The sequence below is a fragment of the Microbacterium sp. M3 genome (assembly GCF_033548675.1).
Classification (GTDB): domain Bacteria; phylum Actinomycetota; class Actinomycetes; order Actinomycetales; family Microbacteriaceae; genus Microbacterium; species Microbacterium arthrosphaerae.
Genome location: NZ_JAWTZT010000001.1, coordinates 816,193 through 840,908, shown reverse-complemented (window position 1 = coordinate 840,908; position 24,716 = coordinate 816,193). Strand labels below are relative to the sequence as shown.

The 24,716-nt window shown below is 70.9% G+C and carries 23 protein-coding genes; 14 read left to right on the top strand and 9 right to left on the bottom strand.

The genetic code is table 11. The features are described 5' to 3' along the window. Positions 1-17: 17 nt before the first annotated feature. The gene (locus R8Z57_RS03865; RefSeq protein ID WP_378722548.1) at positions 18-1,160 is read right to left on the bottom strand and encodes an integrase core domain-containing protein; all 1,143 of its coding nucleotides are present in this window, start codon (positions 1,158-1,160) and stop codon (positions 18-20) included. 448 nt (positions 1,161-1,608) lie between these two features. On the opposite strand from R8Z57_RS03865, the gene R8Z57_RS03860 reads away from it, so the two are divergent. Continuing rightward, positions 1,609-2,220, top strand: a complete 612-nt coding sequence (locus R8Z57_RS03860; RefSeq protein ID WP_318352424.1) for a dihydrofolate reductase family protein — start codon at positions 1,609-1,611, stop codon at positions 2,218-2,220. A 152-nt stretch (positions 2,221-2,372) separates the two neighbouring features. Continuing rightward, the gene (locus R8Z57_RS03855) at positions 2,373-3,104 is read left to right on the top strand and encodes an EAL domain-containing protein (RefSeq protein ID WP_318352423.1); all 732 of its coding nucleotides are present in this window, start codon (positions 2,373-2,375) and stop codon (positions 3,102-3,104) included. Between the two features lie 49 nt (positions 3,105-3,153). On the opposite strand, the gene dinB is transcribed toward R8Z57_RS03855, so the two are convergent. The 3 genes from dinB to R8Z57_RS03840 form a co-directional block, all read right to left on the bottom strand. After that, on the bottom strand, positions 3,154-4,350 hold the full coding sequence (gene dinB / locus R8Z57_RS03850; protein ID WP_318352422.1) for a DNA polymerase IV: 1,197 nt from the start codon (positions 4,348-4,350) through the stop codon (positions 3,154-3,156). A gap of 72 nt (positions 4,351-4,422) precedes the next feature. After that, positions 4,423-5,199, bottom strand: a complete 777-nt coding sequence (locus tag R8Z57_RS03845) for an alpha/beta hydrolase (protein WP_318352421.1) — start codon at positions 5,197-5,199, stop codon at positions 4,423-4,425. 9 nt (positions 5,200-5,208) lie between these two features. Beyond that, a complete protein-coding gene (locus R8Z57_RS03840) occupies positions 5,209-5,508 on the bottom strand; it encodes a hypothetical protein (RefSeq protein ID WP_318352420.1) in 300 nt (99 codons plus the stop codon). On the opposite strand from R8Z57_RS03840, the gene R8Z57_RS03835 reads away from it, so the two are divergent. From R8Z57_RS03835 to R8Z57_RS03825, 3 genes are all read left to right on the top strand, one after another. After that, complete coding sequence (locus R8Z57_RS03835) at positions 5,482-5,847, top strand: VOC family protein (protein ID WP_318352419.1); 366 nt, start codon at positions 5,482-5,484, stop codon at positions 5,845-5,847. The two genes, R8Z57_RS03840 and R8Z57_RS03835, sit on opposite strands and share 27 nt — an antisense overlap. 104 nt (positions 5,848-5,951) lie before the next feature. After that, positions 5,952-7,538, top strand: coding sequence for an L-serine ammonia-lyase, iron-sulfur-dependent, subunit alpha (locus tag R8Z57_RS03830; RefSeq protein WP_318352418.1), 1,587 nt, complete (start codon positions 5,952-5,954; stop codon positions 7,536-7,538). 117 nt (positions 7,539-7,655) lie between these two features. After that, positions 7,656-8,111, top strand: a complete 456-nt coding sequence (locus R8Z57_RS03825) for an Hsp20/alpha crystallin family protein (protein WP_318352417.1) — start codon at positions 7,656-7,658, stop codon at positions 8,109-8,111. Positions 8,112-8,173: 62 nt separating this feature from the next. Here the strand turns inward: R8Z57_RS03825 and R8Z57_RS03820 are convergent, their stop codons facing one another. Further along, positions 8,174-8,764 carry a thymidine kinase gene (locus R8Z57_RS03820; RefSeq protein ID WP_318352416.1) on the bottom strand — a complete coding sequence of 197 codons (591 nt, stop codon included), beginning with the start codon at positions 8,762-8,764 and terminating at the stop codon, positions 8,174-8,176. Between the two features lie 82 nt (positions 8,765-8,846). Between R8Z57_RS03820 and R8Z57_RS03815 the strand changes: the two genes are divergently transcribed. Both R8Z57_RS03815 and R8Z57_RS03810 read left to right on the top strand, forming a co-directional pair. After that, positions 8,847-9,647 (top strand): ABC transporter ATP-binding protein, encoded by an 801-nt coding sequence (locus R8Z57_RS03815; RefSeq protein ID WP_318352415.1) that lies wholly within the window; start codon positions 8,847-8,849, stop codon positions 9,645-9,647. Further along, positions 9,644-10,378 (top strand): ABC transporter permease, encoded by a 735-nt coding sequence (locus R8Z57_RS03810; protein ID WP_318352414.1) that lies wholly within the window; start codon positions 9,644-9,646, stop codon positions 10,376-10,378. The genes R8Z57_RS03815 and R8Z57_RS03810 overlap by 4 nt, the downstream gene beginning before the upstream one ends. 6 nt (positions 10,379-10,384) lie before the next feature. Here the strand turns inward: R8Z57_RS03810 and R8Z57_RS03805 are convergent, their stop codons facing one another. Next, positions 10,385-10,825 carry a MarR family winged helix-turn-helix transcriptional regulator gene (locus tag R8Z57_RS03805; RefSeq protein WP_318352413.1) on the bottom strand — a complete coding sequence of 147 codons (441 nt, stop codon included), beginning with the start codon at positions 10,823-10,825 and terminating at the stop codon, positions 10,385-10,387. Positions 10,826-10,867: 42 nt separating this feature from the next. On the opposite strand from R8Z57_RS03805, the gene R8Z57_RS03800 reads away from it, so the two are divergent. Together R8Z57_RS03800 and R8Z57_RS03795 are read left to right on the top strand one after the other, a co-directional pair. Continuing rightward, positions 10,868-12,667 carry a DUF2207 domain-containing protein gene (locus R8Z57_RS03800; RefSeq protein WP_318352412.1) on the top strand — a complete coding sequence of 600 codons (1,800 nt, stop codon included), beginning with the start codon at positions 10,868-10,870 and terminating at the stop codon, positions 12,665-12,667. Between the two features lie 113 nt (positions 12,668-12,780). Continuing rightward, on the top strand, positions 12,781-14,448 hold the full coding sequence (locus R8Z57_RS03795) for an alpha-amylase family protein (RefSeq protein WP_318352411.1): 1,668 nt from the start codon (positions 12,781-12,783) through the stop codon (positions 14,446-14,448). A gap of 87 nt (positions 14,449-14,535) precedes the next feature. Here the strand turns inward: R8Z57_RS03795 and R8Z57_RS03790 are convergent, their stop codons facing one another. Then, positions 14,536-15,954 (bottom strand): HNH endonuclease signature motif containing protein, encoded by a 1,419-nt coding sequence (locus tag R8Z57_RS03790; protein WP_318352410.1) that lies wholly within the window; start codon positions 15,952-15,954, stop codon positions 14,536-14,538. 388 nt (positions 15,955-16,342) lie between these two features. Between R8Z57_RS03790 and R8Z57_RS03785 the strand changes: the two genes are divergently transcribed. From R8Z57_RS03785 to R8Z57_RS03770, 4 genes are all read left to right on the top strand, one after another. Next, a complete protein-coding gene (locus tag R8Z57_RS03785; RefSeq protein WP_318352409.1) occupies positions 16,343-16,879 on the top strand; it encodes a DUF1643 domain-containing protein in 537 nt (178 codons plus the stop codon). Positions 16,880-16,937: 58 nt separating this feature from the next. Further along, the gene (locus R8Z57_RS03780; protein ID WP_318352408.1) at positions 16,938-17,426 is read left to right on the top strand and encodes a GNAT family N-acetyltransferase; all 489 of its coding nucleotides are present in this window, start codon (positions 16,938-16,940) and stop codon (positions 17,424-17,426) included. Positions 17,427-17,718: 292 nt separating this feature from the next. Beyond that, on the top strand, positions 17,719-18,423 hold the full coding sequence (locus R8Z57_RS03775) for a DUF899 domain-containing protein (protein WP_318352407.1): 705 nt from the start codon (positions 17,719-17,721) through the stop codon (positions 18,421-18,423). A 63-nt stretch (positions 18,424-18,486) separates the two neighbouring features. Continuing rightward, positions 18,487-19,710 carry a DUF4232 domain-containing protein gene (locus tag R8Z57_RS03770; protein WP_318352406.1) on the top strand — a complete coding sequence of 408 codons (1,224 nt, stop codon included), beginning with the start codon at positions 18,487-18,489 and terminating at the stop codon, positions 19,708-19,710. Between the two features lie 118 nt (positions 19,711-19,828). Here the strand turns inward: R8Z57_RS03770 and R8Z57_RS03765 are convergent, their stop codons facing one another. Beyond that, positions 19,829-20,722: a phospholipase gene (locus R8Z57_RS03765; RefSeq protein WP_318352405.1), complete on the bottom strand. Its 894-nt coding sequence runs from the start codon at positions 20,720-20,722 to the stop codon at positions 19,829-19,831. Positions 20,723-21,025: 303 nt separating this feature from the next. Here R8Z57_RS03765 and R8Z57_RS03760 point away from each other — a divergent pair, with 303 nt between their 5' ends. After that, positions 21,026-22,981: an FAD-dependent oxidoreductase gene (locus R8Z57_RS03760; protein WP_318352404.1), complete on the top strand. Its 1,956-nt coding sequence runs from the start codon at positions 21,026-21,028 to the stop codon at positions 22,979-22,981. Between the two features lie 45 nt (positions 22,982-23,026). Here the strand turns inward: R8Z57_RS03760 and pgi are convergent, their stop codons facing one another. Continuing rightward, positions 23,027-24,709, bottom strand: coding sequence for a glucose-6-phosphate isomerase (pgi, locus tag R8Z57_RS03755; protein ID WP_318352403.1), 1,683 nt, complete (start codon positions 24,707-24,709; stop codon positions 23,027-23,029). Positions 24,710-24,716: the final 7 nt, after the last annotated feature.

Below are 24,716 nucleotides of genomic sequence, written 5' to 3'. Positions count from 1 at the left end.
GGCCGGCCCCGTTCTGGTCAGGCACCCCGGTGAAGAGCCACGGGTTCGTTGTCTGGCACGCGAATCCTGCATCCCTTCGCGGGGTGTTCGCGTCCAGGGATCGGGCCCCGCCGAATGGGTCGGAAGACCTGGACCGTCTTGCCGGCGTCAAGGACGCAGACCCGGTGCCCGCCGAAGGCGCGGCCGAGACCGAACTTGATGCCGCGGAACTCGACCGATCCGCTGTCCTGCACGATCTTCACTCGGATGTCGTCGGTCAGCGCGGGAAGCGCGGGGTATGGGGTCGCCGGTCGCGGCGGTTCGGCGGCGGGCGTGGCGACCCAGGCCTGCGCGGGGGTGATCCGGCCGGGCAGCGCCTGGTGCGGGCGGTCGGTGTTGTAGATCTCATCGAACGCGTCGACGTGGCCCTGCAACTGCTCCAGAGTGTCGGCCAGCGGCTGCTTGTCGAGGTAACGGAACAGGGTCTGGTGGAACCGCTCGTTCTTGCCTTGCGTGGTCGGTTTGTAGGGCTTGCCGGTGATCGGCTCGACACCGATCGAGCGGAGGTAGGCGACCAGCTGCCCCAGCACCCCACGCCGAGACGGGTTCAACGCCATGCCGTTGTCGGACAGCAGTCGCTGGGGAACACCGCAGGCGGTGATGCCCTTGCGCACCACGGTGACCGCGGCTTCGGAGGTCTCACCCCACGCGATGTGGGACGCGACCGCGAGACGGGAATGGTCGTCGATGAGCTGGAAGATCACGCACTTACGGCCACCGGTCAGCACGTACTCGGTCGCATCCAGCTGCCAGCACGCGTTCAGCTGCGGATACACGAACCGGCGATATGACGCCCGCGGCTTTTTCCTCGGCTCCAGCCTGGCCACCCCGACGCTGCGGAAGATGCGGGCCAGCGACGCCACCGACGGCACCGGCTCCAAACCGAGCGAACGCATCTTCTCGTGCACACTGATCGGGCCGTGGTCCAGGCCCGACTGCTCCAGCGCCGCCCGCACCGCCACCGCCCGCTCTGCGACCGCGTCCACAATCCGGTTCGGGCTCGACGACGGACGCTTCGACCGCGGCTCCAACGCCGCCGCCGGCCCATCCACCGCGGCTCGCTTCCGGATCTCGTAGAACGTCTTCCGTGAGATGCAATGCTCCGCGCAGAACGAGGTCACCGACCCCCGCGGCGCATCCTCCGGCCAGTGCACGATCGCAAGACGAACACGAGGATCAACAGGCTCGACGCGGCTCATCCCTCACAGATAGAGGGGCAGAACTGTCACCACCAACCACACCAGAACCGTCACCGATGTAATGACACACTTCTGTCACCGATGTCCTGAGACATGACACCCAGTGTCCGCAACGGCTCAGCGGGGGTTCCCGCTTGACTACGGATCAGAAGGTTAGGGGTTCGAGTCCCTTCGGGCGCACTGTGTTGAGACAGTAAGCACTGAGAACCCGCGGATCTCCGCGGGTTTTCGTGTTCCTGTCGTCGGTTGCGTCCTTTCGATTCCCGGGGACGCGGTTAACGGGGAATCAGCTTGTCGATCGCGAGTTCGGGATGTCGCCTGATGGGACTGGCGTTGTGACCGTGTCAGCGCACCGGGCTAGCGTGAGCCCATGCCAGCGCTCACGGTCTGCAACTTCGTCACGGTCGACGGACGGTACGAAGACGACGATCATGACATCCTCTCGTTCTTCGAGCATCAGCACCCCGATTACCACGGAGCCGACACCTTCGACCACTACACGACAAGCCTGCTCGCCGAGGCCGACACCGTGCTGCTCTCGGGTCGCCGGTCGTCCCTCGGCAACCTCTCGTACTGGGCGGGCGTCCACCACGACCCGGAAGCCACTGAGATTCGGCGGCGGTTCGCGAAACTCTTCGACCGAGTCGAAAAGGTGATCGTCTCCGACACCATCACCTCGGAAGACCTCGAGCCCTACCCGAACACGCGCATCGTCGCCGTCGCCGATGCGGGCGCAGAGGTCGCTGCGCTCAAGCAAGGACAGGGCCGCGGCCTCCTGGTGCTGCTTGGCCGCGTTCTGTGGAACGACCTGATGCACGCCGGGCTTGTTGACGAACTGCACCTCGTCACGTTCCCCCTCATCGGCGGCGGCGGGGTGTCGCTGTTCGATGCGCGACCGCCCGTCACGCTGAAGCTCCTCGGCACGCACGTGTGGCCCGAGTCGGGAAACGTACTCATGCGCTGGCGGGTCGAGGCCGCGTAGGCCGGTCCGTCACGAGCACGCATGACCAACCGCGTTCCAGCCGGGATGCGCTCATCCGCGGCCATGAGATGCAACAATGACGGCGGGGGAGATCGTGCCGGTCGAGTGGGGCTCGATCCGTGTCGGGGCGGGAAATGGTTGTCAGAGCTGAGGTGTCGAGAGGGCTGGAGCACGCCCTCGACCGCGGCGAGATCTCGGCCTGGTTCCAGCCTCAGATCGATGTGCTGACCGGCCGTATCGTCGCCGCTGAGGCGCTGTGCCGATGGAACCACAGCGACTGGGGAGCGATCGCCCCCCAGGACTTCATCCCCGTCGCCGAGGAGGACGGCACGATCGCCGAGATCGGGCGGTTCATGGCCGTGCAGGCTCTCGAGGTGATGGCCGGGTCGAGCATCGACGTCTCGGTCAACGTCTCGCCCGCGCAGCTGCACGACTCCGGGTTCACCTCGTGGCTCGAGCAGTTCATCGGCCGTGCCCGGCGACGCGCGAGACGCCTCACCCTCGAGATCACCGAAGGCCGCCACATCGTCGACGCACCGGCGGTGATCGCCCGCTTGGACAGGCTGCGCAGGATCGGTGTCGGCATCGCCATCGATGACTTCGGTGCCGGAGAGGCCTCGCTGACTCAGCTGAAACGGCTGCACGCGACCGAGCTCAAACTCGACCGCGCCCTCGTCATCGACGACTCGCGCGCCGCGACCGCGGTGATGGCGCAGGCGGTCGACGTCGCCCACGACGCCGGCGTGCGCGTGGTCGCCGAGGGGATCGAGACCGTCGAGCAGCTCGAGAAGGTCACGTCGATGGGCTGCGACCGTGCCCAGGGCTACCTGTTCGCCCGGCCGATGCCCCGCGCACAGCTCGCACGCGTGCTCCGTTCACGCTGAGCCGCCCGCGAGCGTTCCCGGCGTCGCCCCGCAGCGGAGCCCGGCCTGGTCACTCGTGCTCCGGCAGCACCGGCGTCGACCACCCCGGATCGCGCCCGAGCTGCGCAGCGCGGCCGACGGACGTCGCGCCGAAGCGATCGCGGACGGCGTCGAGCACCGTGTCGAGCCGCGCCCCGTCTTCCCAGTCGATGGGCAGTTCCGGTTGGATGCTGTCGGCCCGGCCGAGCTGCGAGAGTGAGACGCCGATGAGCGTGATGCCGCGATCGGCGATCTCGGGCAGGGCCGCAGCCAGCAGGCTCCGGGCGACTCCGAGCAGCACCGCCGTGCGATCCGTCGGGTGGCGGACCGAGTGCGACCTGGTTGCCTTCGCGAAGTCGCCGAAGCGCAGGCGCAGCACGACCGTGCCGCAGACGCGGTCGCCGTCGCGCAGGCGGCGCGCGAGCCGGTCCACGATCTGCGTCAGGAAGAGATCGAGCTCGTCGGGCGAACGGAGGCGACTGCCCAGCGCCCGCTGAGACCCGATGGAGCCGCGGCGCCGCGTGGTGTCGACGGGGCGGGGATCGCGCAGCCGGGCGAGCGCGTGCAGATGGGCGCCGGCGGCCTTGCCGAGCAGCCGCTCGGCGGCCGCGGCTTCGAGCTCGGCCAGCTCTCCGACGGTGTGGATGCCGAGACCGTGGAGCTTCTCGGCAGTCACCGCGCCGACACCCCAGAGCCGCTCGACCGGCAGCGGCAGCAGAAAAGCCTCTTCGCGCTCGGGCTCGACGACGAGCAGCCCGTCGGGCTTGCTGACGGCGCTCGCGACCTTCGCCAGGAACTTCGTGCGCGCGACGCCGACCGAGATGGCGAGACCGACCTCCGTCTTCACCCGCTGACGCAGCCGCACGGCGATCTGCTCGGGCGTGCCGGCGATGCGCCGGAGGCCGCCGACCTCGAGGAACGCCTCGTCGATGGAGAGCCCTTCCACGAGCGGCGTGGTGTCGCGGAAGATCGCGAACACGTCACGGCTGGCCGCCGAGTACGCCTCCATCCGCGGCGGGACGATCACGGCGTCCGGGCACAGTTCGCGTGCCTGACGACCGCCCATCGCGGTGCGCACGCCGCGCGCCTTCGCCTCGTAGCTGGCCGCGAGCACGACCCCGCCGCCGACGATCACCGGCCGGCCCCGCAGAGCCGGCGCGTCGCGCTGCTCGACCGAGGCGTAGAAGGAGTCCAGGTCGGCGTGCAGCACCGTCGCCTCGCCCCGCATCCGCCCTCCCTCCGGTCGCCCGCCCTCGGATGGTCCCACGCACCGCGGACACCGGCATCCAGGAATCGAGGCTCACGGCACGTGCGCCAGGATCGCCGCCGCCACCGCGCGGGGCGCGGACTGCTGGGCGACGTGGTGCCGCCCGGGGATGAGCGCGAGAGCCCCGCGCGCGGCGCGGTCACGAAGCAGGCGGCACCATTCCAGGCCGGCGATCGGATCGCGTCCGCCGCGGATCACGAGCAGCGGACTCCGCAGCGAACTCACGCGGTCTTCGAGCCGATAGCCGAGCATGTGCCGCAGCTGCGTGAGGTACCAGAACGGTCCGCAGCGCAGATAGTCGGTGAACACGAGGGCGTTGATCTCGGGCGTCTCGCCGAGGGTGTCGACCGCGAGGGCCACGCTCTGCGCCACGACCGTCCGGTGCCGGGTGTCGGCGACGGGCCCCATCGCGACGACGTGCACCACGAGCTCCGGGCGCTGCGCTCCGAGCTCGACCACCCACTGCGACCCCATCGAGTGCCCGACGAGCACCACGGGCCCGACACCGAGCCACTCGATCACGGTCGCGAGTCCGGCCGCCATCGCCGGCACGTCGAGGTCGAGGCCGGGCTTGGGCAGCCCGCCGAACCCCGGCAGATCGACCGAGTACACGCTCCTGGTCCGGGCCAGCTCGTCGTGCAGCCGTGACAGGTACCGGTGCGAGACGCCGATCCCGTGGACGAGCACGATCGCGGGTCCGGCGGCATCCGCTGCGCCGCGCGACTCCGCCGCACGAGGCGAGGCCAGCACACGGAACGCGAGCCCGCCGACGTAGATCCTCCGCTGCGCAGGCCGCTCGCGGTGTCGCACGGCGGGCGGCTACCTGCGCTGCTCGAAGGTGCCGGCGGTGATGGGCACGGCCACGGCGGCGCCGATGCAGAGCACCCCCGCGATGAACACCAGTCCCGGCAGGACCGGCGAGGCGAACGAGATGCCGACCAGCACCATGCCGCCGATGAGCAGGATCAGATAGAGCACGAAGAGCATCGCGACCTCCCGAGATGTGTTGCCTCCTTGATACTCCTGCGCGCGCAGCGGCGGCAGGGGCTTGCGGCGATGGCGCGTCGCGTGCGCCCCCGTCAGAATGACGCCATGAGACTCGTCCAGGTCGCCCAGCATGCCGATGACCTCGAGCGTGCCGCCGGGTTCTACCGCGCGCTCCTCGGCACCCCGCCCGCCGCCGTCTTCGACCCGCCGGGGCTGCTCTTCTTCGATCTCGACGGGGTGCGGCTGCTGCTCGAGCGCGGCGCACCGTCCGCGCTGATCTACCTCCGCGTCGACGACATGGATGCCGCGCTCGCACGCGTGGCCGACGCCGAGGTCGTGACGCCCCCGCGCGTGATCTTCACGCACGACGACGACACGCTCGGTCCTGCCGGGCATGACGAGTGGCAGGCGTTCGTCAAAGACCCGGACGGCAACACCGTCGGTCTCGTCGAGCATCGCCCGAGGGCGTGAGCGTGCACGCTGCGCATCGGCGCGACGTGAGCAGTGGCATCCTGCCCCTATCAAGTCGATAACGAGGGGCACTCTGCACGCGGGGCGAGACTAGCCTGGGACCGATGAGCGCCTACGTCTCGGCGTTCGAGCTGTTCTCCATCGGCGTAGGACCCTCGAGCTCCCACACGGTCGGCCCCATGCGGGCCGCCCTCGACTTCGTCGTCCGGCTGCGCGAGAGCGGCGTGCTCGAGCGCGTGGGCCGCGTCACCTGCACGCTCTACGGCTCGCTCGGCGCCACGGGCATCGGCCACGGCACCCCCGACGCCGTCGTCGCGGGGCTGCGGGGTCTCGAGCCCGAGACGGTGGATCCGGATGCCGTGCGCGCGGCGTGGAGCGGCTGGCCCGACGGTGCGCGGCTCGACCTGGCCGACGTCCACGCGGTGCCCTTCGAGCGCGGCGACGTCGTCTTCGCACCGCGCACCCGGCTGCCGGGGCACCCGAACGCGATGACCCTCGAGGCCTGGGCCACCGCGGTCGACGGGCCGGCGCGTGCGCTCGCCCCGACCGGGATCCGCGCCACCGGACCGGCGGCGGCGACCCCCGAACCCCTTCCGACGTCGGATGCCGGCCTGCTGGTCCGCGAGACGTACTACTCCGTCGGCGGCGGCTTCATACGGCGCGAGGGCGAGCCGCCCCAGGTGCGTGCGCACGCCTACCCGCTGGACTTCTCCAGCGCCGAGGAGCTGCTCGCCCTCTGCGACGAGCGCGGTCTGACGATCGCCGAAGCGGCTCGGCTCAACGAGACGGCGCTGCGGGACGAGGAGCAGGTCGCCGAGGGGCTCGACGCGATCTGGAACGCCATGGCCGCGTGCGTCGAAGCGGGGCTGGAATCCGACGGCGTGCTCCCGGGCATGCTCGGGGTCAAGCGCCGCGCGGCCTCGATCCGCGCGCAGCTCGAGACCGCGGAGGCCGACGGCCGCCGTGAGCTGCCGGGGGAGTGGCTGGGGGCGTTCGCGCTCGCCGTCAACGAGGAGAACGCGGCCGGCGGACGGGTCGTGACCGCCCCCACCAACGGCGCCGCCGGCATCGTGCCGGCCGTCGCCATGTACTGGTGGCGGTTCCTCGCCGACTCCGGCCTGGGCGCCGGCAACGCCGTGACGCCGTACGGCGAGCTGGTCGGCAGCGCGCTGCTGGGGTACCACGGCCACGCGGTCGCGCCGGATGAGGCGGCGGCCTGGGACGAGGCCACGGTGGCAGAGGCGAACCGGCGGCGCGGCATCCGTCGCTTCCTGCTCACGGCGACCGCGCTGGGCTCGCTGTTCAAGGCCAACGCCTCCATCTCTGGCGCCGAGGGCGGCTGCCAGGCCGAGGTCGGGTCGGCGTGCGCGATGGCGGCCGGCGGCCTCACCGCCGTCATGGGCGGCACGAACCGCCAGATCGAGAACGCGGCCGAGATCGCGATGGAGCACCACCTCGGCCTCACGTGCGACCCGGTCGGGGGTCTCGTGCAGATCCCCTGCATCGAGCGCAACGCGATCGCCGCGTCGACGGCGGTGACGGCGGCACGGCTGGCGCTCCGTGGCGACGGGTCGCACTACGTGTCGCTGGACGCGGTCGTCGAGACGATGCGGCAGACCGGCATCGACATGTCGCACAAGTACAAGGAGACGAGCGAGGGCGGCCTCGCGGTGAACGTCATCGAGTGCTGACAGTGCCGTGTTCGTTCAGAGCGAACGCTCGGGCACTTAGCACTCTCGAGGGTCGAGTGCTAATCTGTTCGCAGTTGAGTCGAGTCGACTCAACTCCATGACAGAGAGGAGATTCCCATGGCCACCTACGACCCGTTCCGTGACCTCGACCGCCTCGCGTCGGGTCTCTTCGACACGCGCCGCGGCCCGCGCCGCATGCCGATGGACCTCTACCGCGACGGCGACCACTACGTACTGACCGCCGACCTGCCCGGCATCGACCCGGGCTCGGTCGACATCGACGTCGACGGCCAGCTGCTCACGATCCGCGCCGAGCGCACGCTCCACAGCGGCGACGACGTGAAGTGGATCACCCGCGAGCGCGAGGCCGCGAGCTTCCTGCGCCAGCTCAACCTCGGCCAGGGCATCGACACCGACCGCATCTCGGCGAGCTACAGCAACGGGGTGCTGAGCGTGACGATCCCGGTGAGCGAGAAGGCGAAGCCGCGCAAGATCGAGGTCACCGCCGAGGGCGGCGCCCCGACCATCAAGGCGCACGAGTCGACCGACGCGCCGCAGCCGATCGAGCAGTAGGCGATCGACCCCGCATCGACGGATGCCTCGTCCCCAAGCCCCGGGGCGAGGCATCCGTCATCTCAGGCCGAGGCCGTCACGGCGCCGGTGAAGTGACGCCGGCAGCGTGCCTGGTACGACTCGATCCCGCCGATCTGGGCACTCGTCGGGGTGAGCGGATCCCCGCCGTCGGCGGCCGACACGCGCTGGTGGAACGCCGCGTCCTCGCCGCACACCGCGCAGACGGCGGTGAGCTTGACGACGTCCTCGGCGAGCGCCATCAGAGCCGGCAGCGGCTCGAAGGGCCGGCCGTCGAACGTCACGCACAGGCCCGAGGCGACGACCGTGACGCCCTCGCCGGTCAGGGCGTTCACCGCCGCGACGAGCGGCGGGCCGAAGAACTGCGCCTCGTCGATCGCCACGAGGTCGAGGTCGCGTCCGCGGACCGCGGCGAGCAGGGCGTCCGCGTCGGAAACCGTGCGCGACGGGATGCTGAGCCCGGAGTGCGAGCTGACCTGCCCCTCGCCGCGGCGGTCGTCGAGCGCGTGGCCCACCACCTCTACCGCCAGGCCGGCGATGCGCGCCCGGCGCACGCGACGCAGCAGCTCCTCGGACTTGCCGGCGAACATCGGACCGGCGACGACCTGCAGCCTCGCCTGGGTGCGCGTGTGCATGGGGCACAGACTACGTCCGCCCCACCCGGGCGCGCGCGAGCGGGGGTGGCGCCGCGCGGTGGCGGGGAGCACTATTCATCACGTGAGCAACGAACACGCCGGCGGCGCCGTCACGGTGCGCGGTCTGCACGTGCGCCGCGGCAGCACCGAGGTCTTCCGCGGGCTGGATCTCGACATCCCGCACGGGCAGATCACCGGGCTGCTCGGCCCGTCGGGGTGCGGCAAGACCACGCTCATGCGTGCGATCGTCGGGGTGCAGAAGGTGGCCGGCGGCACCGTCACCGCGCTCGGCGAACCCGCCGGCGCTCCCGGCCTGCGACACCGTGTCGCCTACGACACCCAGGCGGCGTCGGTGTACGGAGACCTCACCATCCGGCAGAACCTGCGCTACTTCGCACGGCTGGTCGACGCGCCGCGGACCGACGTCGACCGGGTCATCGAGCAGGTGGGACTCGGCGATCAGCGCGACCAGACCATCGACTCGCTCAGCGGCGGACAGGAGAGCCGCGTCTCGCTGGCGGTCGCGATGCTGGGGACCCCCGAGCTGCTGGTGCTCGACGAGCCGACGGTGGGCCTCGACCCGCTGCTGCGCAATGAGCTGTGGGGCGTCTTCCGCGGACTCGCCGAGACGGGGGTCACCCTCATCGTCTCGAGCCACGTCATGGACGAGGCGCTCCGCTGCGACCGGCTCCTGCTCATGCGGTCGGGGCGCATCGTCGCCGACACGACCCCCGACGGGCTCCTCGCCGACACCGGGACGACGGATCCGGATGCCGCGTTCCTCGCTCTGATCGAGCGTGACGCGCACGCCGCGACCGAGGGGGCGGCATCCGATCATCCGCTCACGCGTCGCGAGGCGCGCGAGGAGCGGAGGGGATCGTGAACGGCGTGCGCACGTTCGCCACGGCGGGGCGGGTGCTGCGGCAGCTGAGCCACGACCCTCGATCGATCGCCCTCATGCTCGTCGCGCCCAGTCTGCTGGTGGGGCTGTTCGCCTGGCTGTTCAGCGACCAGGAGGGCGTGTTCGACCAGTTCGGCGGGCCGATCCTCGGGCTGTTCCCCTTCATCGTGATGTTCCTCATCACCTCGATCACGACGCTCCGCGAGCGCCGATCCGGGACGCTCGAGCGGCTCATGACCACGCCGATCGCCAAGGCCGACTTCATCCTCGGCTACGGACTGGCGTTCGGGCTGATGGCGACGCTGCAGGCGGTCATCACGGTCACCTTCGCGGTATGGGTGTGCCGCCTCGAGGTCGAAGGGCCGCTGTGGCAGCTGGGGCTCGTGGCGGTGGTGGACGCGATCCTCGGCACCGCACTCGGGCTGCTGGCGAGCGCCTTCGCGCGCACCGAGTTCCAGGCGGTGCAGTTCATGCCGCTCATCGTGTTCCCGCAGATCATCCTCGGCGGCCTCTTCATGCCCCGGGAGGACATGCCCGAGGCGCTGTACCAGATCTCGAAGGTGCTGCCGCTGAGCTACGCCATCGACACGATCAATGCCGTGACCGCCGGCGACGAGGGATGGGACGTATTCGGCCCGCTGCTGGTCGTGGTGGCGTTCGCCGTCGGGTCACTCATCCTCGCCTCGCTCACGCTGCGCCGCCGGACCCCGTAGAGCTGGTCAGCAGCCGGGCTGCTTCTTCCGCAGCTTCGCGGTGAGGTCGCGGAGCTGCGTGAGCTCGTCGTCCGAGAGCAGCGACATGCGCTCGGCGATGGCCTTGCCGTGCGCGCTCGCGATGCGGCGGAACAGCGAGGCTCCGGCATCCGTCGCATGCACGAGGGCGCCCCGCCCGTCGTCGGGGTCGGCGCACTTGGTGAGCAGGCCCCGCACCACCATGCGGTCGACCAGACGCGACACGCTCGGCTGGCTGATGAGCATGTTGGCGGTGACATCGCGCAGCCGGGCGGTCATGTCGCTGCCGCGCGTGACGGTGAGGAGCACGTCGTACTCGGCCTGGCTGAGCGTGTCGTCGTGGAAGTCGTCGTTGATGTCGCCGAACACCTCGTGCTGTGCGCGGAAGAGGCTCTCCCACGCGTCGATGGCGAGGCGGCGATCGGTCATAGCGTCAAGAGTAGGGCAGGGCGCGGACCCTAGGCTGGCCCCATGGGGCCTTCTGCCGTCACCGCGCTGCACCCGCATCGTCGCGCGCTCACGGGACTCGTGTTCGCGCTGCTGGCGGGACTGCTGCTCTCGCTCTCTCTCGCCGCGCCCGCGCGCGCAGACGTCGACGACTTCTCGTTCGAGAGCCTCGACGTCGAGTACCAGCTCGGCCGCGCCGAAGACGGCACGAGCACGCTCACCGTGGTCGAGACCTTCGTGGCGGTGTTCCCCGAGTTCGACCAGAACCGCGGCATGCGCCACATCCTCCCCGACTCGTTCAACGGTGCGCCGCTCAACCCGCAGCTGGTCTCGATCACCGACGAGAACGGCGCTCCTCGCGCCGCAGAGGCGGAGTCCGAGGACGGCGAGTACATCATGACCTCGCGCAGCGACGACTACGTGCACGGACGCCAGACGTACGTCTTCACGTACACGCTCGAGAACGTCACGCGCTTCTATGCCGACACCGGCGCCGACGAGTTCTACTGGGATGTGAACGGCGTCGACTGGGCGCAGCCCTTCGGGCGCATCACGGCACGGGTCACGATGCCCGCCGAGCTGTGGGACGCCCGCACCGGCGAGCAGGCCTGCTACGTCGGGTATCAGGGCGACACCCGCACGTGCACCATCGCCGACGTCGACGGGGCGGTCGCGGCATCCGTCGAAGGAGTGCAGCCGTACCAGACGATGACGATCGCCATCGGCTTCCGCCCCGACACGTTCACCGAGTTCGACACCGGCTACCTCGCATCGCCCTGGGGCTGGCTGCAGGGCGGCGTGGCGCTGCTCGGTCTCGGCACCGCGCTCGTGCTGGCGGGAGTGACCCGCAGACGTCATCTGCGCGACGCCGCCGGGCGGCCCGTCATCATCGCGGAGTACACGCCGCCGCGGCAGATCGATGCGCTCGAGAGCGCCGTACTGCTCGGCCGCACGACGAAGGCGATCCCCGCCGAGGTGCTCGAGCAGGCGGTGGTGGGCAGCATCCGCATCGAGGAGGGTCCGCCCAAGCTGTTCGGCGGGACGAAGCTGAAGGCGGTGCTCGTCGATCCGTCACTGGCCGATGGGGATGGACGGATGCTGCTGCCCGGCCTCTTCCCGTCGGGCACGCCGGGTGAGGAGTTCGAGTTCGGCCGCAGTGACACGCGCTTCTCGACGACGGCCCAGAAGGTGCTGAAGGCGGCCTCGGCGGAACTGACCAGCCGCGGCCTGCGGCGGCCGGTGCCCGGTGGTGCGCGGGCGTGGCCGATCGTCATCGCGATCGTGGCGGCCGTGCTCGTCGTGCTGTTCGGGATCGGGGCGCTCTCGGCCTTCGTCATGCCGCTGGTGCCGATCCTCCTCATCATCGGGTCGGTGCTCGTCGTGCTCGTCGTCGCCGGCATGGTCTCGCACAAGCCGCTCACGGCCGAGGGGGCGGAGGTGCGCGATCACCTCAGCGGCCTGAAGCAGTTCATCGAGTGGGCCGAGGCCGACCGCATCCGCATGCTCCAGTCGCCGCAGGGCGCCGAGCGCGTTCCCGTCGATGTCTCGGACCCGCGCGTGAAGCTCGAGCTCTACGAGAAGCTGCTGCCGTACGCCGTGGTGTTCGGCCAGGAGAAGAAGTGGGCCGACGAGCTGGCCGTGCTCTACGGCGACGGCCGCACGCCCGGCTGGTACGCCGGGTCGGCGGGGTTCAACGCGGCCGCGTTCTCGGCGGGGATCTCGAACCTGTCGACGTCGGCGTCGTCTTCGTCCTCCTCGGGAGGGTCGTCGGGCGGGGGTTCCGCCGGCGGCGGTGGCGGCGGGGGAGGCGGCGGCGGGGTGTGACCCGCCGCCGGCTTCGCGCGGTCGCTCGTCGGGCGTTCGCGCGGGTTAGCGGATGAGCCGCGGTTCCGAAAGGGGGTGCCGCCGGCCCGTGCCGCCAGCCAGACTCGTGACCCGTGAGAATCACCGACACGAGCGACCTGTGGTGGAAGTCCGCCGTCATCTACTGCCTCGACGTCGAGACGTACCTGGACTCGGACGGCGACGGCGTGGGCGACCTGCAGGGGCTCGCTCAGCGCATCGACTATCTCGCGCAGCTCGGCGTGACCTGCATCTGGCTCATGCCCATCTACCCCACGCCCGATCGCGATGACGGCTACGACGTCACCGACTTCTACGGCATCGACCCTCGCCTGGGCAACCACGGCATGTTCGTCGAGATGGTGCGCACGGCCAACGACCGCGGCATGCGGGTGATCGTCGACCTCGTCGTGAACCACACCTCCGACCGGCATCCCTGGTTCGTGGCGGCCAAGCGCAGCGTGAACTCGCCGTACCGCGACTACTACGTGTGGCGCGATGATCCGCCGCCCAAGGGACAGAAGAACACGGTGTTCCCGGGGGAGGCCGACGGCATCTGGACGAACGACGAGAAGTCCGGCCAGTGGTACCTCCACAGCTTCTACGAGCACCAGCCCGACCTGAACATCGCCAACCCGGCCGTGCGCGACGAGATCGCCCGCACGATCGGGTTCTGGCTGCAGCTCGGGGTCGCGGGGTTCCGCGTCGATGCGGTGCCCTTCCTGCTCGAGGTGCCCGAGGGCGCTGACATGGCGAACCCGCACGACTTCCTGCGCGATGCGCGCCGATTCATGCAGCGGCGCTCCAGCGAGGCGGTGCTGCTGGGTGAGGTCAACCTGCCGTACGAGCAGCAGGTCCCGTACTTCGGTGCGACCGACGATGGCCAAGAGCTGACGATGCAGTTCGACTTCGTCGCCATGCAGCGCCTGTACCTGTCCCTGGTGCGACGCGATCCGGCGCCGCTCGTCGAGGCGCTCTCGTCGCGCCCCGCGCTGCCGATCGAGACGCAGTGGGCGAACTTCCTCCGCAATCACGACGAGCTGACCCTCGACCAGCTCAGTGACGACGAGCGCCAGGAGGTGTTCGAGGCGCTCGCCCCCGACGAGAAGCAGCGCGTCTACGGTCGCGGCATCGTGAAGCGGCTGCCGACGATGCTGCAGGGCGATCCGCGGCGCATCCGCATGGCGTACAGCCTGCTGTTCACCCTGCCGGGGACGCCGGTGCTGTTCTACGGCGAAGAGATCGGCATGGGTGAGAACGCCGAGATCCCGGGGCGGCAGGCGGTGCGCACGCCCATGCAGTGGTCGGCGGGCAAGACCGGGGGATTCTCGGATGCCGCGCCCTCGCGTCTCGTGGCTGCGCCCCCGTCCGACGGGTTCGCGCCCGAGCATGTCAACGTGGCCGACCAGATCGAAGACCGCGGGTCGCTGCTCCACTTCTTCCGCGACCTCATCTCGCGGTACCGGATCTCGCCCGAGCTCGGCTGGGGCGCGTTCGAGGTGCTCGAGCAGGATGTCAGCGCGGTGCTCGTGCACTCGCTGCGCGCAGACGTCGGGCGGATGGTCGCGGTACACAACTTCTCGGAGGTGCCGGCCACCGTTCGCTTCGCCCTCGACGACGAGCCCGAGGGGGCGTCGCTGGTCGACCTGCTCGGCGCGCACCGTCTCGAGCTGGGCGAGCGCGGGGAGGTCGAGCTGGAGGTGGCGCCGTACGGGTATCGGTGGTTCCGGGTGGCGCGGCCCGGCGACGGCCGCGTGACCTGAGCGATGGCCGATCTAGGCCGAGGAGACGGTTCGCCGGTCGATGGGCCGAGTGGCCCGGCGCGGCTTCGCCCGCGTGATCGTGACGAGCTAGGCAGGTCTCGATCGCTCCAGGTCGGTGTGGAGCACCCGGTTCGCGGCGCGCCAGGGTCTTCGTCCATCGATCCAGCCCGGGGGCCTGACCTGAGGAACCCCGTCGAGCATCCGGATCTCCCAGCCGCTCGTTTCGATGGTCCGATGGTGGTGCCAGCACAGCAGCACGCCGTTGTCGGTGTGGGTGAGCCCGCCCCGGGAGTGCTCCACGACGTGGTGGACTTCGCACCACGCAGCCCGCACGCGGCATCCGGGGATCACGCAGCCGCCGTCCCGGGTGGAGATGGCGCGCCGCTGCCACCACGTGAACACGCGGTCGGTGACGTGGATCGCCTTGACCTTGCCGTTCGCGCCGAGAGTGACCCGATGGATGGTGCCATGGCATCCGATATGGCGGGCGAAAGCCGCCGGAACCGGCACCTCGCCGTCGGGCCCATCGACGAACGCGACGCCGTCAGGGCGGCCGAGCTGGCTCTCGGCGACCGTGACGACGAGCGTAGGCGCGGCGCCGCCGAGCGTCGGGGTATCGGCAGAGGCTGCCGCCGCAGCGAGAATGCCCGCCAACGCGTCGTGCCGCTTCTGGTCGGGCGTGCGCGGGTCCGGGACGTGCTCGTCTGCCGCGTCTGAACCGCGCTCGATGAGTGCGTCGACGAAGCGGGGTGTGCGGTCCTGCACACGTGGATTCAGGTGCGCGTCGAGGAGTCGCTGAAGGCCGGCCGCCACGTCGGCGGTGACGTTGCCGTGGATCGGGAAGAGGTGGTCGCGCTCGCGCCCGAGACGGAAGGCGCGCCGCTGCTCGGAGTCTTCGTCGGGCAGCGCGCCGTCGGCGTCGAGGTACAGCGCCCAGGTCTGCGTCATGACCCGAAGCTCGGCCACAGTGCACGGCGGTTCGGTCGCTGTGCCGGTGGCGGCGACCACGAGCTCGGATTCCGCCGCCTCCACTTCGTCGGCGCCGCATCGGCGCTGAAGCGGACGGAGTCCGTCGACGATGGTCGTCAGCGCGTCGAGGCTGAGCCGGCCGGTGGCGAAGGCCTGGCGCGCGTGCTCGAACGGTGCCGGGCGGCCGTACCCGGTGAGCGAGGGGCGCGTGGTGACGGCACGGGCGGTGCGCAGCCGCGCGCGAGCGGTGGCGCCGGAGACGTGGATGCTGCGCTCCATGATCTCGGCGGCACTGCCGCACCCGTAGACGGTGGTCAATGTGACGTCGGCGGTGCCGGGCTCACTGCGGCGCCCGACCTCTCCCGCGAGGCCCAGGCGTGCGGCATCCGCCCACCGGCCGATCTCTTCGACGACCTGCAGCGCGTTGACCAGATCGGCGTCGGAAAGCAGACGCTGACCCTCGTGCGCGAGCGGCTCGCGCAGCATCTCGCCGAGGCTCGCAGCCAGGCTGCGGAGGTCGTCGAGCGGGAAGTTCATGCTTCCATCATGCCGAGGGCTTCCGACATCGGAAGCGGTGAAAAACCCCGGTCGGAATGATTTTCTGTGGACAACTCGATGCCTGCGGCCAGCGCCTTCGCCTGGGGAGGAACCGCCGCACCGCCTGGGCAAGAGTAAGGGCCGGTCGGAGAGGCTACCGACCGGCCCTTGTCCCTTGCACCAAGAGTGTCCTGCAATCACATGCCGGTAGCTGCCACAGCAAAACAACTACCGTGCAAGCACTCTATAACGGCCAGATAACGCTGGCAAGGGTTTGTCGTTATCTTTTCGTGATTCATTGATGAAGGCGTCAACGGGCGCGGTGGAGGGCCGCCGGGGCCGCGGGCCGCGTTCCACATGTCATAGTCGATCCCGGTGGAAACACGGGGTGGAAGAGGGGGCGAGAGTGACCCACGAGGGATGGATCTACGAGCGCGCGGCTGATGGTTCGGCGCGGTACGTGCTCGGAACGGTGGGCGAAAAGCCGCTCGTGTGTTTCGGGATCAACCCCAGCACCGCGGTGCCGAACGCTCCTGACCGCACGATCGCTCGGGTGAGCAGGTTCGCGGCCGACAACGGCTACGACAGCTGGATGATGCTCAATGTCTACCCGCAGATCGCGACCGATCCCAAAGACCTCGACCGCGTCCACCGCCCAGAACTCAAGGCCGAGAATGAGCGGCACATCGCTCGGGTGATCGGCGATCGTCGGCTGACGCTCCTGGCGGCGTGGGGAGGACTCGTCACATCCCGGCCGTATCTGCCCTCTCTCCTGCGCGACATCGTGCAGCTGACGACAGATGCCGGCTGCGACTGGGTCTCGCTCGGACAGCCGACGAAAGACGGGCATCCCCGCCACCCGCTCTACGTGCGCGGCGATACCCCGTTCCAGCCGTACAGCACGGCGCGGTACGCCGCGCTCTGACCGGCCGTCCGCGACCGGGGCGTGCGCTCCGTGGGATGCGCTGTGGTTGGCTGGAGGCGTGGAGCTGCACCCGGTACGGGCCCAGGACGTCGCGGCGCTCGCCGAGTTCTTGCGGCGGGTCGACCTCACCGTGAGCGGACTGGATGCCCCGACCGTGCGCCTGTGGCTGGTGCGCGACGCCGTCGGCGCGATCATCGGCAGCACGGGGTACGAGCTCGGCGCGGGTGGTCGGGATGTGCTGATCCGCAGCGTTGCCGTCGACCCCGGCATCCGGTCGTCCGGCATGGGACGTCGACTGGCCCGCTTCGCGTTCGACCGCGCGTCGGAGGAGGGCGCGCGGCAGGCGTGGCTGTTCAGCCGTCGGTCCGGCCCGTTCTGGCAGAGCCTCGGATTCGCTCCGGCCGATCGCCACGCCCTGGCCGACGCCCTCGCAACGACCCACCAGGTGCAGCTCTTCCGACAGACCGGGCAGCTCGACCGGGAGGTCGCCTGGTTCCGGCCGCTCTCCGACGACGGCAGACCGCGGACGCTGGCCGCGATCCGCTGATCACGGCGACCGTCCCTCGCGGGCGGCGACACCCGCGCGCAGGGATCGTCGATCACGCCGGTTGTCGGACGCGCGGGCTCCGGCGTCCGTGCGCGGGCTCCGGCATCCGTGCGCGGGCTCCGGCATCCGCTCCGCGCTCAGCCACCGTCGCCGCCGCGCTCTGACCGGCCACCGTCGGTCCGTAGCCGTCGGTCCGGAGCCGTTGGAGCCTGCGCGCGACGAGCACCCTCTTGACGCCGGCATCCGGATGTGTACAGTGTCAACATATCGACCCGCACCCTCGGAGGCTCCGATGCAGAGCACGACACCGCCGGCACTTCCCTCCGTCGTCGACGCCGACACGTGGCGTCGCGAACTCGCCGAGCTGCGAGTGCGCGAGAAGGCGGCCACCCGCGAGCTCGACGCGATCGCCGCGCAACGACGGCGGCTGCCGATGGTGGAGATGCCCGACTACACCCTCGTCGGCAAGGACGGCCCGGTGCGGCTCGCCGACATCTTCGAAGGCAGGTCGCAGCTCATCGTCTACAACCACATGTGGTTCGAGGGCAAGGAGTGGCAGTGCCCCGGCTGCACCAGCCTCACCTCGCAGTGGACCCGCCTGGACTTCCTCGAGCCCTATGACGCGCGCTTCGTGATCGTCACGCAGGGGCCCATCGACGAGGCGCTCGCCTACAAGGAGCGCGTCGGCAACCGCATGGAGTGGTACTCCACGGCCGACAGTCCGTTCGGCGCCGACGTCGACGCCCCCGCGGGCGGCGGCTTCGCCGTCAACGTCTTCCTGCGCGAGGGCGACACGGTCTACCGCACCTGGCACACCAACGGCCGCGGCACCGAGCAGCTCGCCTTCACCTTCCCGCTCATGGACGTGCTGCCGTACGGCCGCCGGGAGGAGTGGCAGGACTCGCCCGAGGGCTGGCCGCAGACCGACACTTTCGACGGTTGGCTGTCGTCGCAGAAGGTGGCGGAGCTCTACGGCCGGGAGCCGCGCGAGGCGTGACGGTGGACGGATGCCGCGTCCCGCGACTGCGGCCGGGCGCGGCATCCGTCAGTATGAGAGGCGATGAGCACCTCGCCGCGCGACTCCCGCCGATCCTGGACCCCGCTGGTGCCGAGCGTCGCCGCCGGAGCGCTGTGGCTCGTGGTGGCGTGGGTGCGCTGGGCGTTCCTCGACATCCCATCGGGCGTCGCGCAGATCGGCAACCTCATCCCCGCCGTCATCCCGCCCACCGTGCGCACCTGGCCGGCGCCCTGGCCCGCCCTTGCGCTGGTGATGAGCGCGCTCGCGGTCATCGCGTCCCACGCCCTCTTCTCGAGACTCGCGATCACGGGGAAGGGTGGCCGCGCAGCGACGGAGTCCGGCGCGGGTCGGCGTGACGCCCATGCCGCTCCGGCAAACGACCGGCACGCCGCGAATCCCGTGATCGGCGCCTGGTTCGCGACGATCGCCGCCGGTGCGACGGTCGGACTCGCGCTCGATGTCGCCGTGGTCTGGGACTCCCTGGCGATGTTCGGGCCGCGCGGACTCATCGTGGGCGAGTTCGGCGCGGCGGCCGCAGCGGGTGCGCTGTGGGGTCTTGTGGCGGGTTGGATGCCGGGGCTCCTCGCCGGTCGCGCGCTCCGCTCCGTCGAGCCGTCGCGTCGGCTCGCGGGGTGGCTCGTGGTCGCCGCGGGGCTCGCGGTGGTCGCGACGATCGGTGCCACGGTGGCCGGCGCCGACGTGCGCCGCGCCGACATCGCGGCGCAGAATCAGGCCCGGCTCGAGGCGGAGGCCGAGACCAGCTGGGGAGCGCCGCCCGACCCTGCGGCCCAGGGTGAACCGGTGCCCGCGTCGGCGCCCGCGACCGGGCCGCTCGACCCCCAGTGGTGCACGGCCGACCGCGCGATGCTGCTCAAGGGCGAGCCCGACGCGGCGACCGGCCACCGCGGCCTTGCGATCATGCTGTCGAACTTCTCCGACGAGCCGTGCGTCATCGAGGGCTATCCCGACGTGGCGTTCGGCGACCAGAACGCGCATCTGCTCGCGGCGGTCGTCGAGCAGGGCGGCTCGTTCATGGCGCAGGACCCCGGACCGGCGCGCATCGAGCTCCCGGCCGGCGGCTCGGCGGTCACGTACCTCGGTTGGGACGCCGCCCCGCCACACGGCGCGCTCGTGACGAAGACGGTCTACGCCGCGCCCACGGCGGGCATGGAGCGAGGCTCCTGGCCCATCGACCTCGACATCATCGAGGGCTCGACGGTGAAGGTCACCGCGTGGCAGCTCGGCGCCGCGCCCGGCCAGTACTGACCCGACGGCGGCTGCGAGCGCCGCAACGACGCAACGGTGCAACGAACCGTGCGTGGAGTCCGGCGCTGGATGCGACGAAGCCGCGCCCGGCCACCCGGCCGGACGCGGCATCCGTCGATCAATACCAGTCGGTCGCCTGCGAGTGGCCCCATGCGGCGCACGGCGTGCCGTACGCGCGCTGGATGTAGTCCAGGCCCCACGCGATCTGCGTCGTGGCGTTGGACTGCCAGTCGGCCCCGAACGAGGCCATCTTGTCGCCCGGCAGCGACTGCGGAATGCCGGTCGCGCCGCTCGAGCCGTTGTAGGCCTGGTAGTTCCAGCTGGACTCCTTGGTCCACAGCGACTCGAGGCACGAGAACTGGCCGTCACCCCAGCCGTACTGCGACGCGGCCATCTGGCGCGCGGTCGCCTTGGCGCCGTCGGGGGTGTTGGCGGCGGCGAGGGCGGCGGCGGCCGCCTCTGCCTGGCGCTGCGCCTCGGCGGCGGCCGCGGCTGCGGCGGCGGCCGCCTCTTCGGCGGCCTTCTCGGCCTTTGCGGCGTCGAGGCTCTCCTGCAGGTCGGCGACCTCCGCCGACACCGCCGCGGTGGCGGCCTCTGCGTCGGCGGTGATCCCGGGAATGAGGAGCATCGGCACGACCTCGAGGTCTGACAGCTGATCGATCGACGACTCGAGCGCCGCGGTGTCGACCGAGGTGTCGGCGGCGGCGAGGGTGAGCCCCGAGGCCGCGATGTCGGCGGTGAGGGTCTCAGCGGCGGTCAGGGCGCCACGCGCGTCGAGCAGCGTGCCCTGCGCGTCCACGCGGATGTCGCGGAGGGTCCCGGCGGTCGGCACCGGAGCGGCGGCCGAGGCGAGGGCGGTCGCGGCCAGGGGTGCCGCGGCGGCCAGGGCCGGCGAGGCGAAGGTGAGCGCCGTCGTGGTGACGACGGCGAGGGCGGCGCCGGCGGCGACCGCGGGGACGAAGAGGCGGTGACGAGGGCGGCGGGCCGAGGTGGGCGACTGGTCTGAATGCATGACGAACGTACGATCCTTCGGGTTTCCGCGCGAGTGTTCAGCGCGGCGCGTCCGTCGGGTCGGACGCACAAGTCCACGAGTCTGCCTCATCGCCTCTGGACGACTCCCGGTGTTTTCCTGGCAGAACCGTGAGAGCGGTTCTTCTCGAAAGGCCTGATCCGGGGCTCTCAAACGGCGGAGAATGACGGATGCCGGGGGCCGCGGCATCCGTCATCGCCTGTGAATTCTCGTTCACATAACCCTTGTCGTGCGCGGCGTCGATGGTGCATGCTGGCGGCAGCAACGGCGCACCAGGAGGCACCCATGACGTTGACCGCAGCGCAGCGGGCGACATTCGAGTCGATCTTCGACACCTTCGCACCCGGCGACGGCAACGGCATCCCGTCAGCCACGCGGCTGGGGGCGGTTTCCATCGCCGAGGGGATGCTCGAAGCGAACCCCCGGAAGGAGGAGGCCGAGCTTCTCGGGCGTGTGCTCTCGCTGTGGGACACCCCGCTCGGCGGCATGCTGCTCGGGGTCGGGCCGCGCCGCTTCTCGAGCCTGCCCGCCGCGAAGCGCGAGGCGGCGCTGATCGCGATGTCGGACTCGCGTGTGCCGCTCAAGCGCGTTCTCTTCCAGAATCTGAAGTCGGCGGCGATGCTGTCGTACTACGTCGCCCCGGGCGCCGACGGCCGGTCGCCGCTGTGGGACGCGATGGGGTATCCGGGTCCTCCCGGCGCGCGGCCCGACGCGGCGCGACCGCCGCTGCACCCGCAGACCCCCGAGTCGCACCTTTCGCTCGACTGCGACGTGGTCGTCGTCGGCTCAGGTGCGGGCGGAGGCACGGCCGCCGCGGTCCTGGCGGCGGCCGGGCTGGACGTCGTCGTGCTCGAGAAGGGTGTGTACTACGACGACGGCGACTTCGACGGCGGCGAGCTCAGCGGCCTCGCCCGCCTGTACGCGCCCGGCCCGTCGGCCACGGCGGAGGGGCAGCTCAGCATCATGTCGGCGCAGTGCCTCGGCGGCGGCACGGTGGTGAACTTCTCCACGTCGTTCCGCACGCCCGAGCACGTGCGCGCCGAGTGGGCGGGGCACGGGGTGCCGCAGTTCGCCACCGACGAGTACGACCGCGCGCTCGACGCGGTGTGGGAGCGGCTGGGCGTCACCGCCGCCTACAGCGCGCCGTCGCACCGCGACCGGATCATGGAGCGCGGGCTCACGAGCCTCGGCTGGCACGTCGGCGAGCTCGAGCGCAACGTCGCCGGCTGCGACACCGGCGTCGAGTGCGGACGCTGCGGCTACGGCTGCCGCATCGGCGCGAAGCAGTCGGTGACGAAGACGTGGCTGGCCGATGCGGAGGCGGCGGGCGCCCGGCTGTACACCGGCGTCGACGTGCGGCAGATCGACACGGCGGGCGCGCACGCCACCGGTGTCACGGGGCGCACCGCCGCGGGGCACACCGTGACCGTCCGCGCGCGTGCGGCCGTGGTTGCGGGCGGCAGCGTGCAGACGCCGGCGCTGCTGCGCCGCTCGGGACTGGCGAACCCCAACATCGGCAAGCACTTGCGCCTGCACCCGGCCACCGCGGTGTGGGCGGAGTTCGAGGAGGACGTGCGGCCCTGGGAGGGCGCGATGCAGGCGCGCTACTCGGCCGAGCGCGCCGACGTCGACGGCTCGGGCTACGGCTCGGTGTACGAGACGGCCGCGGCGAACCCGGGGCTGTCGGTGGCGTTCCAGTCGTGGCGCGGGGCCCGGCAGCACCTCGAGGTGATGAAGCGCCTGGCGCACTACTCGAGCGTCGGCGTCATCACGCGCGACCAGGACGCGGGCGAGGTGCGCGTCGACAAGGCCGGCGAGCCGACCATGCACTACCGGCTCTCCGACCGCGATGCGGCCCGCGTGCAGGCGGGCGTCGCCGGGGCCTCGCGCATCCTCGAGGCCGCCGGTGCGCTGCGCATGTTCTCGGGCCATCAGGCCGGCATCGAGTGGACGCGCGCGAGCGGCGAGCCGCTCGACGCGTTCATCGCCCGCTGCGCCGCGGCCGGCTACGGTCCCGGGCGATGCTCCATGGCGGCGCTGCACATCATGGGCACGGCACGCATGGGCGGCTCGGCCGAGACGAGCGCGGTCGACCCCGACGGCGCCACCTGGGAGGTCCCGAACGTCGTCGTCGCCGACGCGTCCACCTTCCCGACGGCGTCGGGCGTCAACCCGATGATCTCGATCGAGGCCATCGCCTACATGAACGCGACGCGCCTCGCCGCGCGTCTGCGGGGCTGACGAAGGGGATTCCGGATGCTGCGGCCCGCGGCATCCGCCAGTCGCTCAGGCCTGGCGGTGGGCGGCGTAGTAGGCGAGCAGGGCGCGGGTGGAGGCATCCTGCGCTCCGATCGCGGCCTCGTCGCCCTCGATCGCCGGGGCGATCTGCAGAGCGAGCTGCTTGCCGAGCTCGACGCCCCACTGATCGAACGAGTTCACGCCCCAGATCACGCCCTGCGTGAACGTGATGTGCTCGTACAGTGCCACGAGCTGGCCCAGCACCGCCGGCGTGAGGGCGGGCGCGAAGATCGACGTCGTCGGCTTGTTGCCGGCGAACGTGCGCGCCGCCACCAGCGCGCCGGTGGTGCCCTCCGCCTCGACCTCTTCGGCCGTCTTGCCGAACGCCAGCGCCTTGGTCTGCGCCAGGAAGTTCGACAGGAACAGGCCGTGCACGTCGCGGCCGCCGTCTTCGAGCGGGTAGGCGGGGTTCGCGAAGGCGATGAAGTCGGCGGGGATCAGACGGGTGCCCTGGTGGATGAGCTGGTAGAACGCGTGCTGGCCGTTGGTGCCCGGCTCGCCCCAGAACACCTCTCCGGTGTCGGTGGTGACGGGGGAGCCGTCCCAGCGCACCGACTTGCCGTTGGACTCCATCGTCAGCTGCTGCAGGTACGCGGCGAAGCGGCTGAGCTGCTGGGCGTAGGGGAGCACGGCGTGCGACTGCGCACCGAGGAAGTTCGAGTACCAGACGTTGAGCAGGCCCATCAGCACCGGCACGTTGCGCTCGAGCGGCGTGTTCGCGACGTGCTCGTCGACGGCGTGGAAGCCGGCGAGCAGCTCGCGGAAGACGTCGGGTCCGAGCTCGATCATGAGCGACAGGCCGATGGCCGAGTCGACGGAGTAGCGGCCGCCCACCCAGTCCCAGAACCCGAACGCGTTGTCGGTGTCGATGCCGAACGCGGCGACCTTGTCGAGCGCGGTCGAGACGGCGACGAAGTGGTGCGCGACGGCATCCGTCTTCTTCTCTTCGCTGCCGTCGATCGCGCCCGCCGCCGCGAGGCCCGCCCAGAGCCAGTCGCGGGCGAGGCGCGCGTTGGTGAGCGTCTCGAGGGTGGTGAAGGTCTTCGACGCGACGATGAAGAGCGTCGTCTCGGGGTCGAGGTCCTTGGTCTTGTTCGCGATGTCGAACGGGTCGATGTTCGACACGAAGCGCGCCTGGATGCCGGCGGTCGCGTACGGCTCGAGCGCCGCCGAGATCATGACGGGACCGAGGTCGGAGCCGCCGATGCCGATGTTGACGATGTGGGTGACCTTCTTGCCGGTCACGCCCGTGAACTCGCCGCTGCGGACGCGGTCGGCGAACGCGGTCATCGCCGTGAGCACCGACTGCACGTCGGCATCGATGTCCTGCCCGTCGACGACGAGCGCCGGCTGCGCGCCGGCCGGGCGGCGCAGAGCCGTGTGGAGCACCGCCCGGTCTTCGGTGGTGTTGATGTGCTCGCCGGCGAGCATGGCGGCATAGCGCTCGGCCACGCCGGTCTGCTCGGCCAGGCGCACCAGGGCCGCGAGGATCTCGTCGGTCACGAGGTTCTTCGACAGGTCGACGTGCAGGTCGGCGAGCTCGAAGCTCAGCCGCTCGGCACGGCGCGGGTCGATGGCGAACCAGTCGCGGAGATCGGGGGTGAACGAGTCGCGGATCGCGCTGAGTTGGGCCCAGGCGGACGTGGTGGTGGCATCGACGGGAGCGGTCACGCCCCCT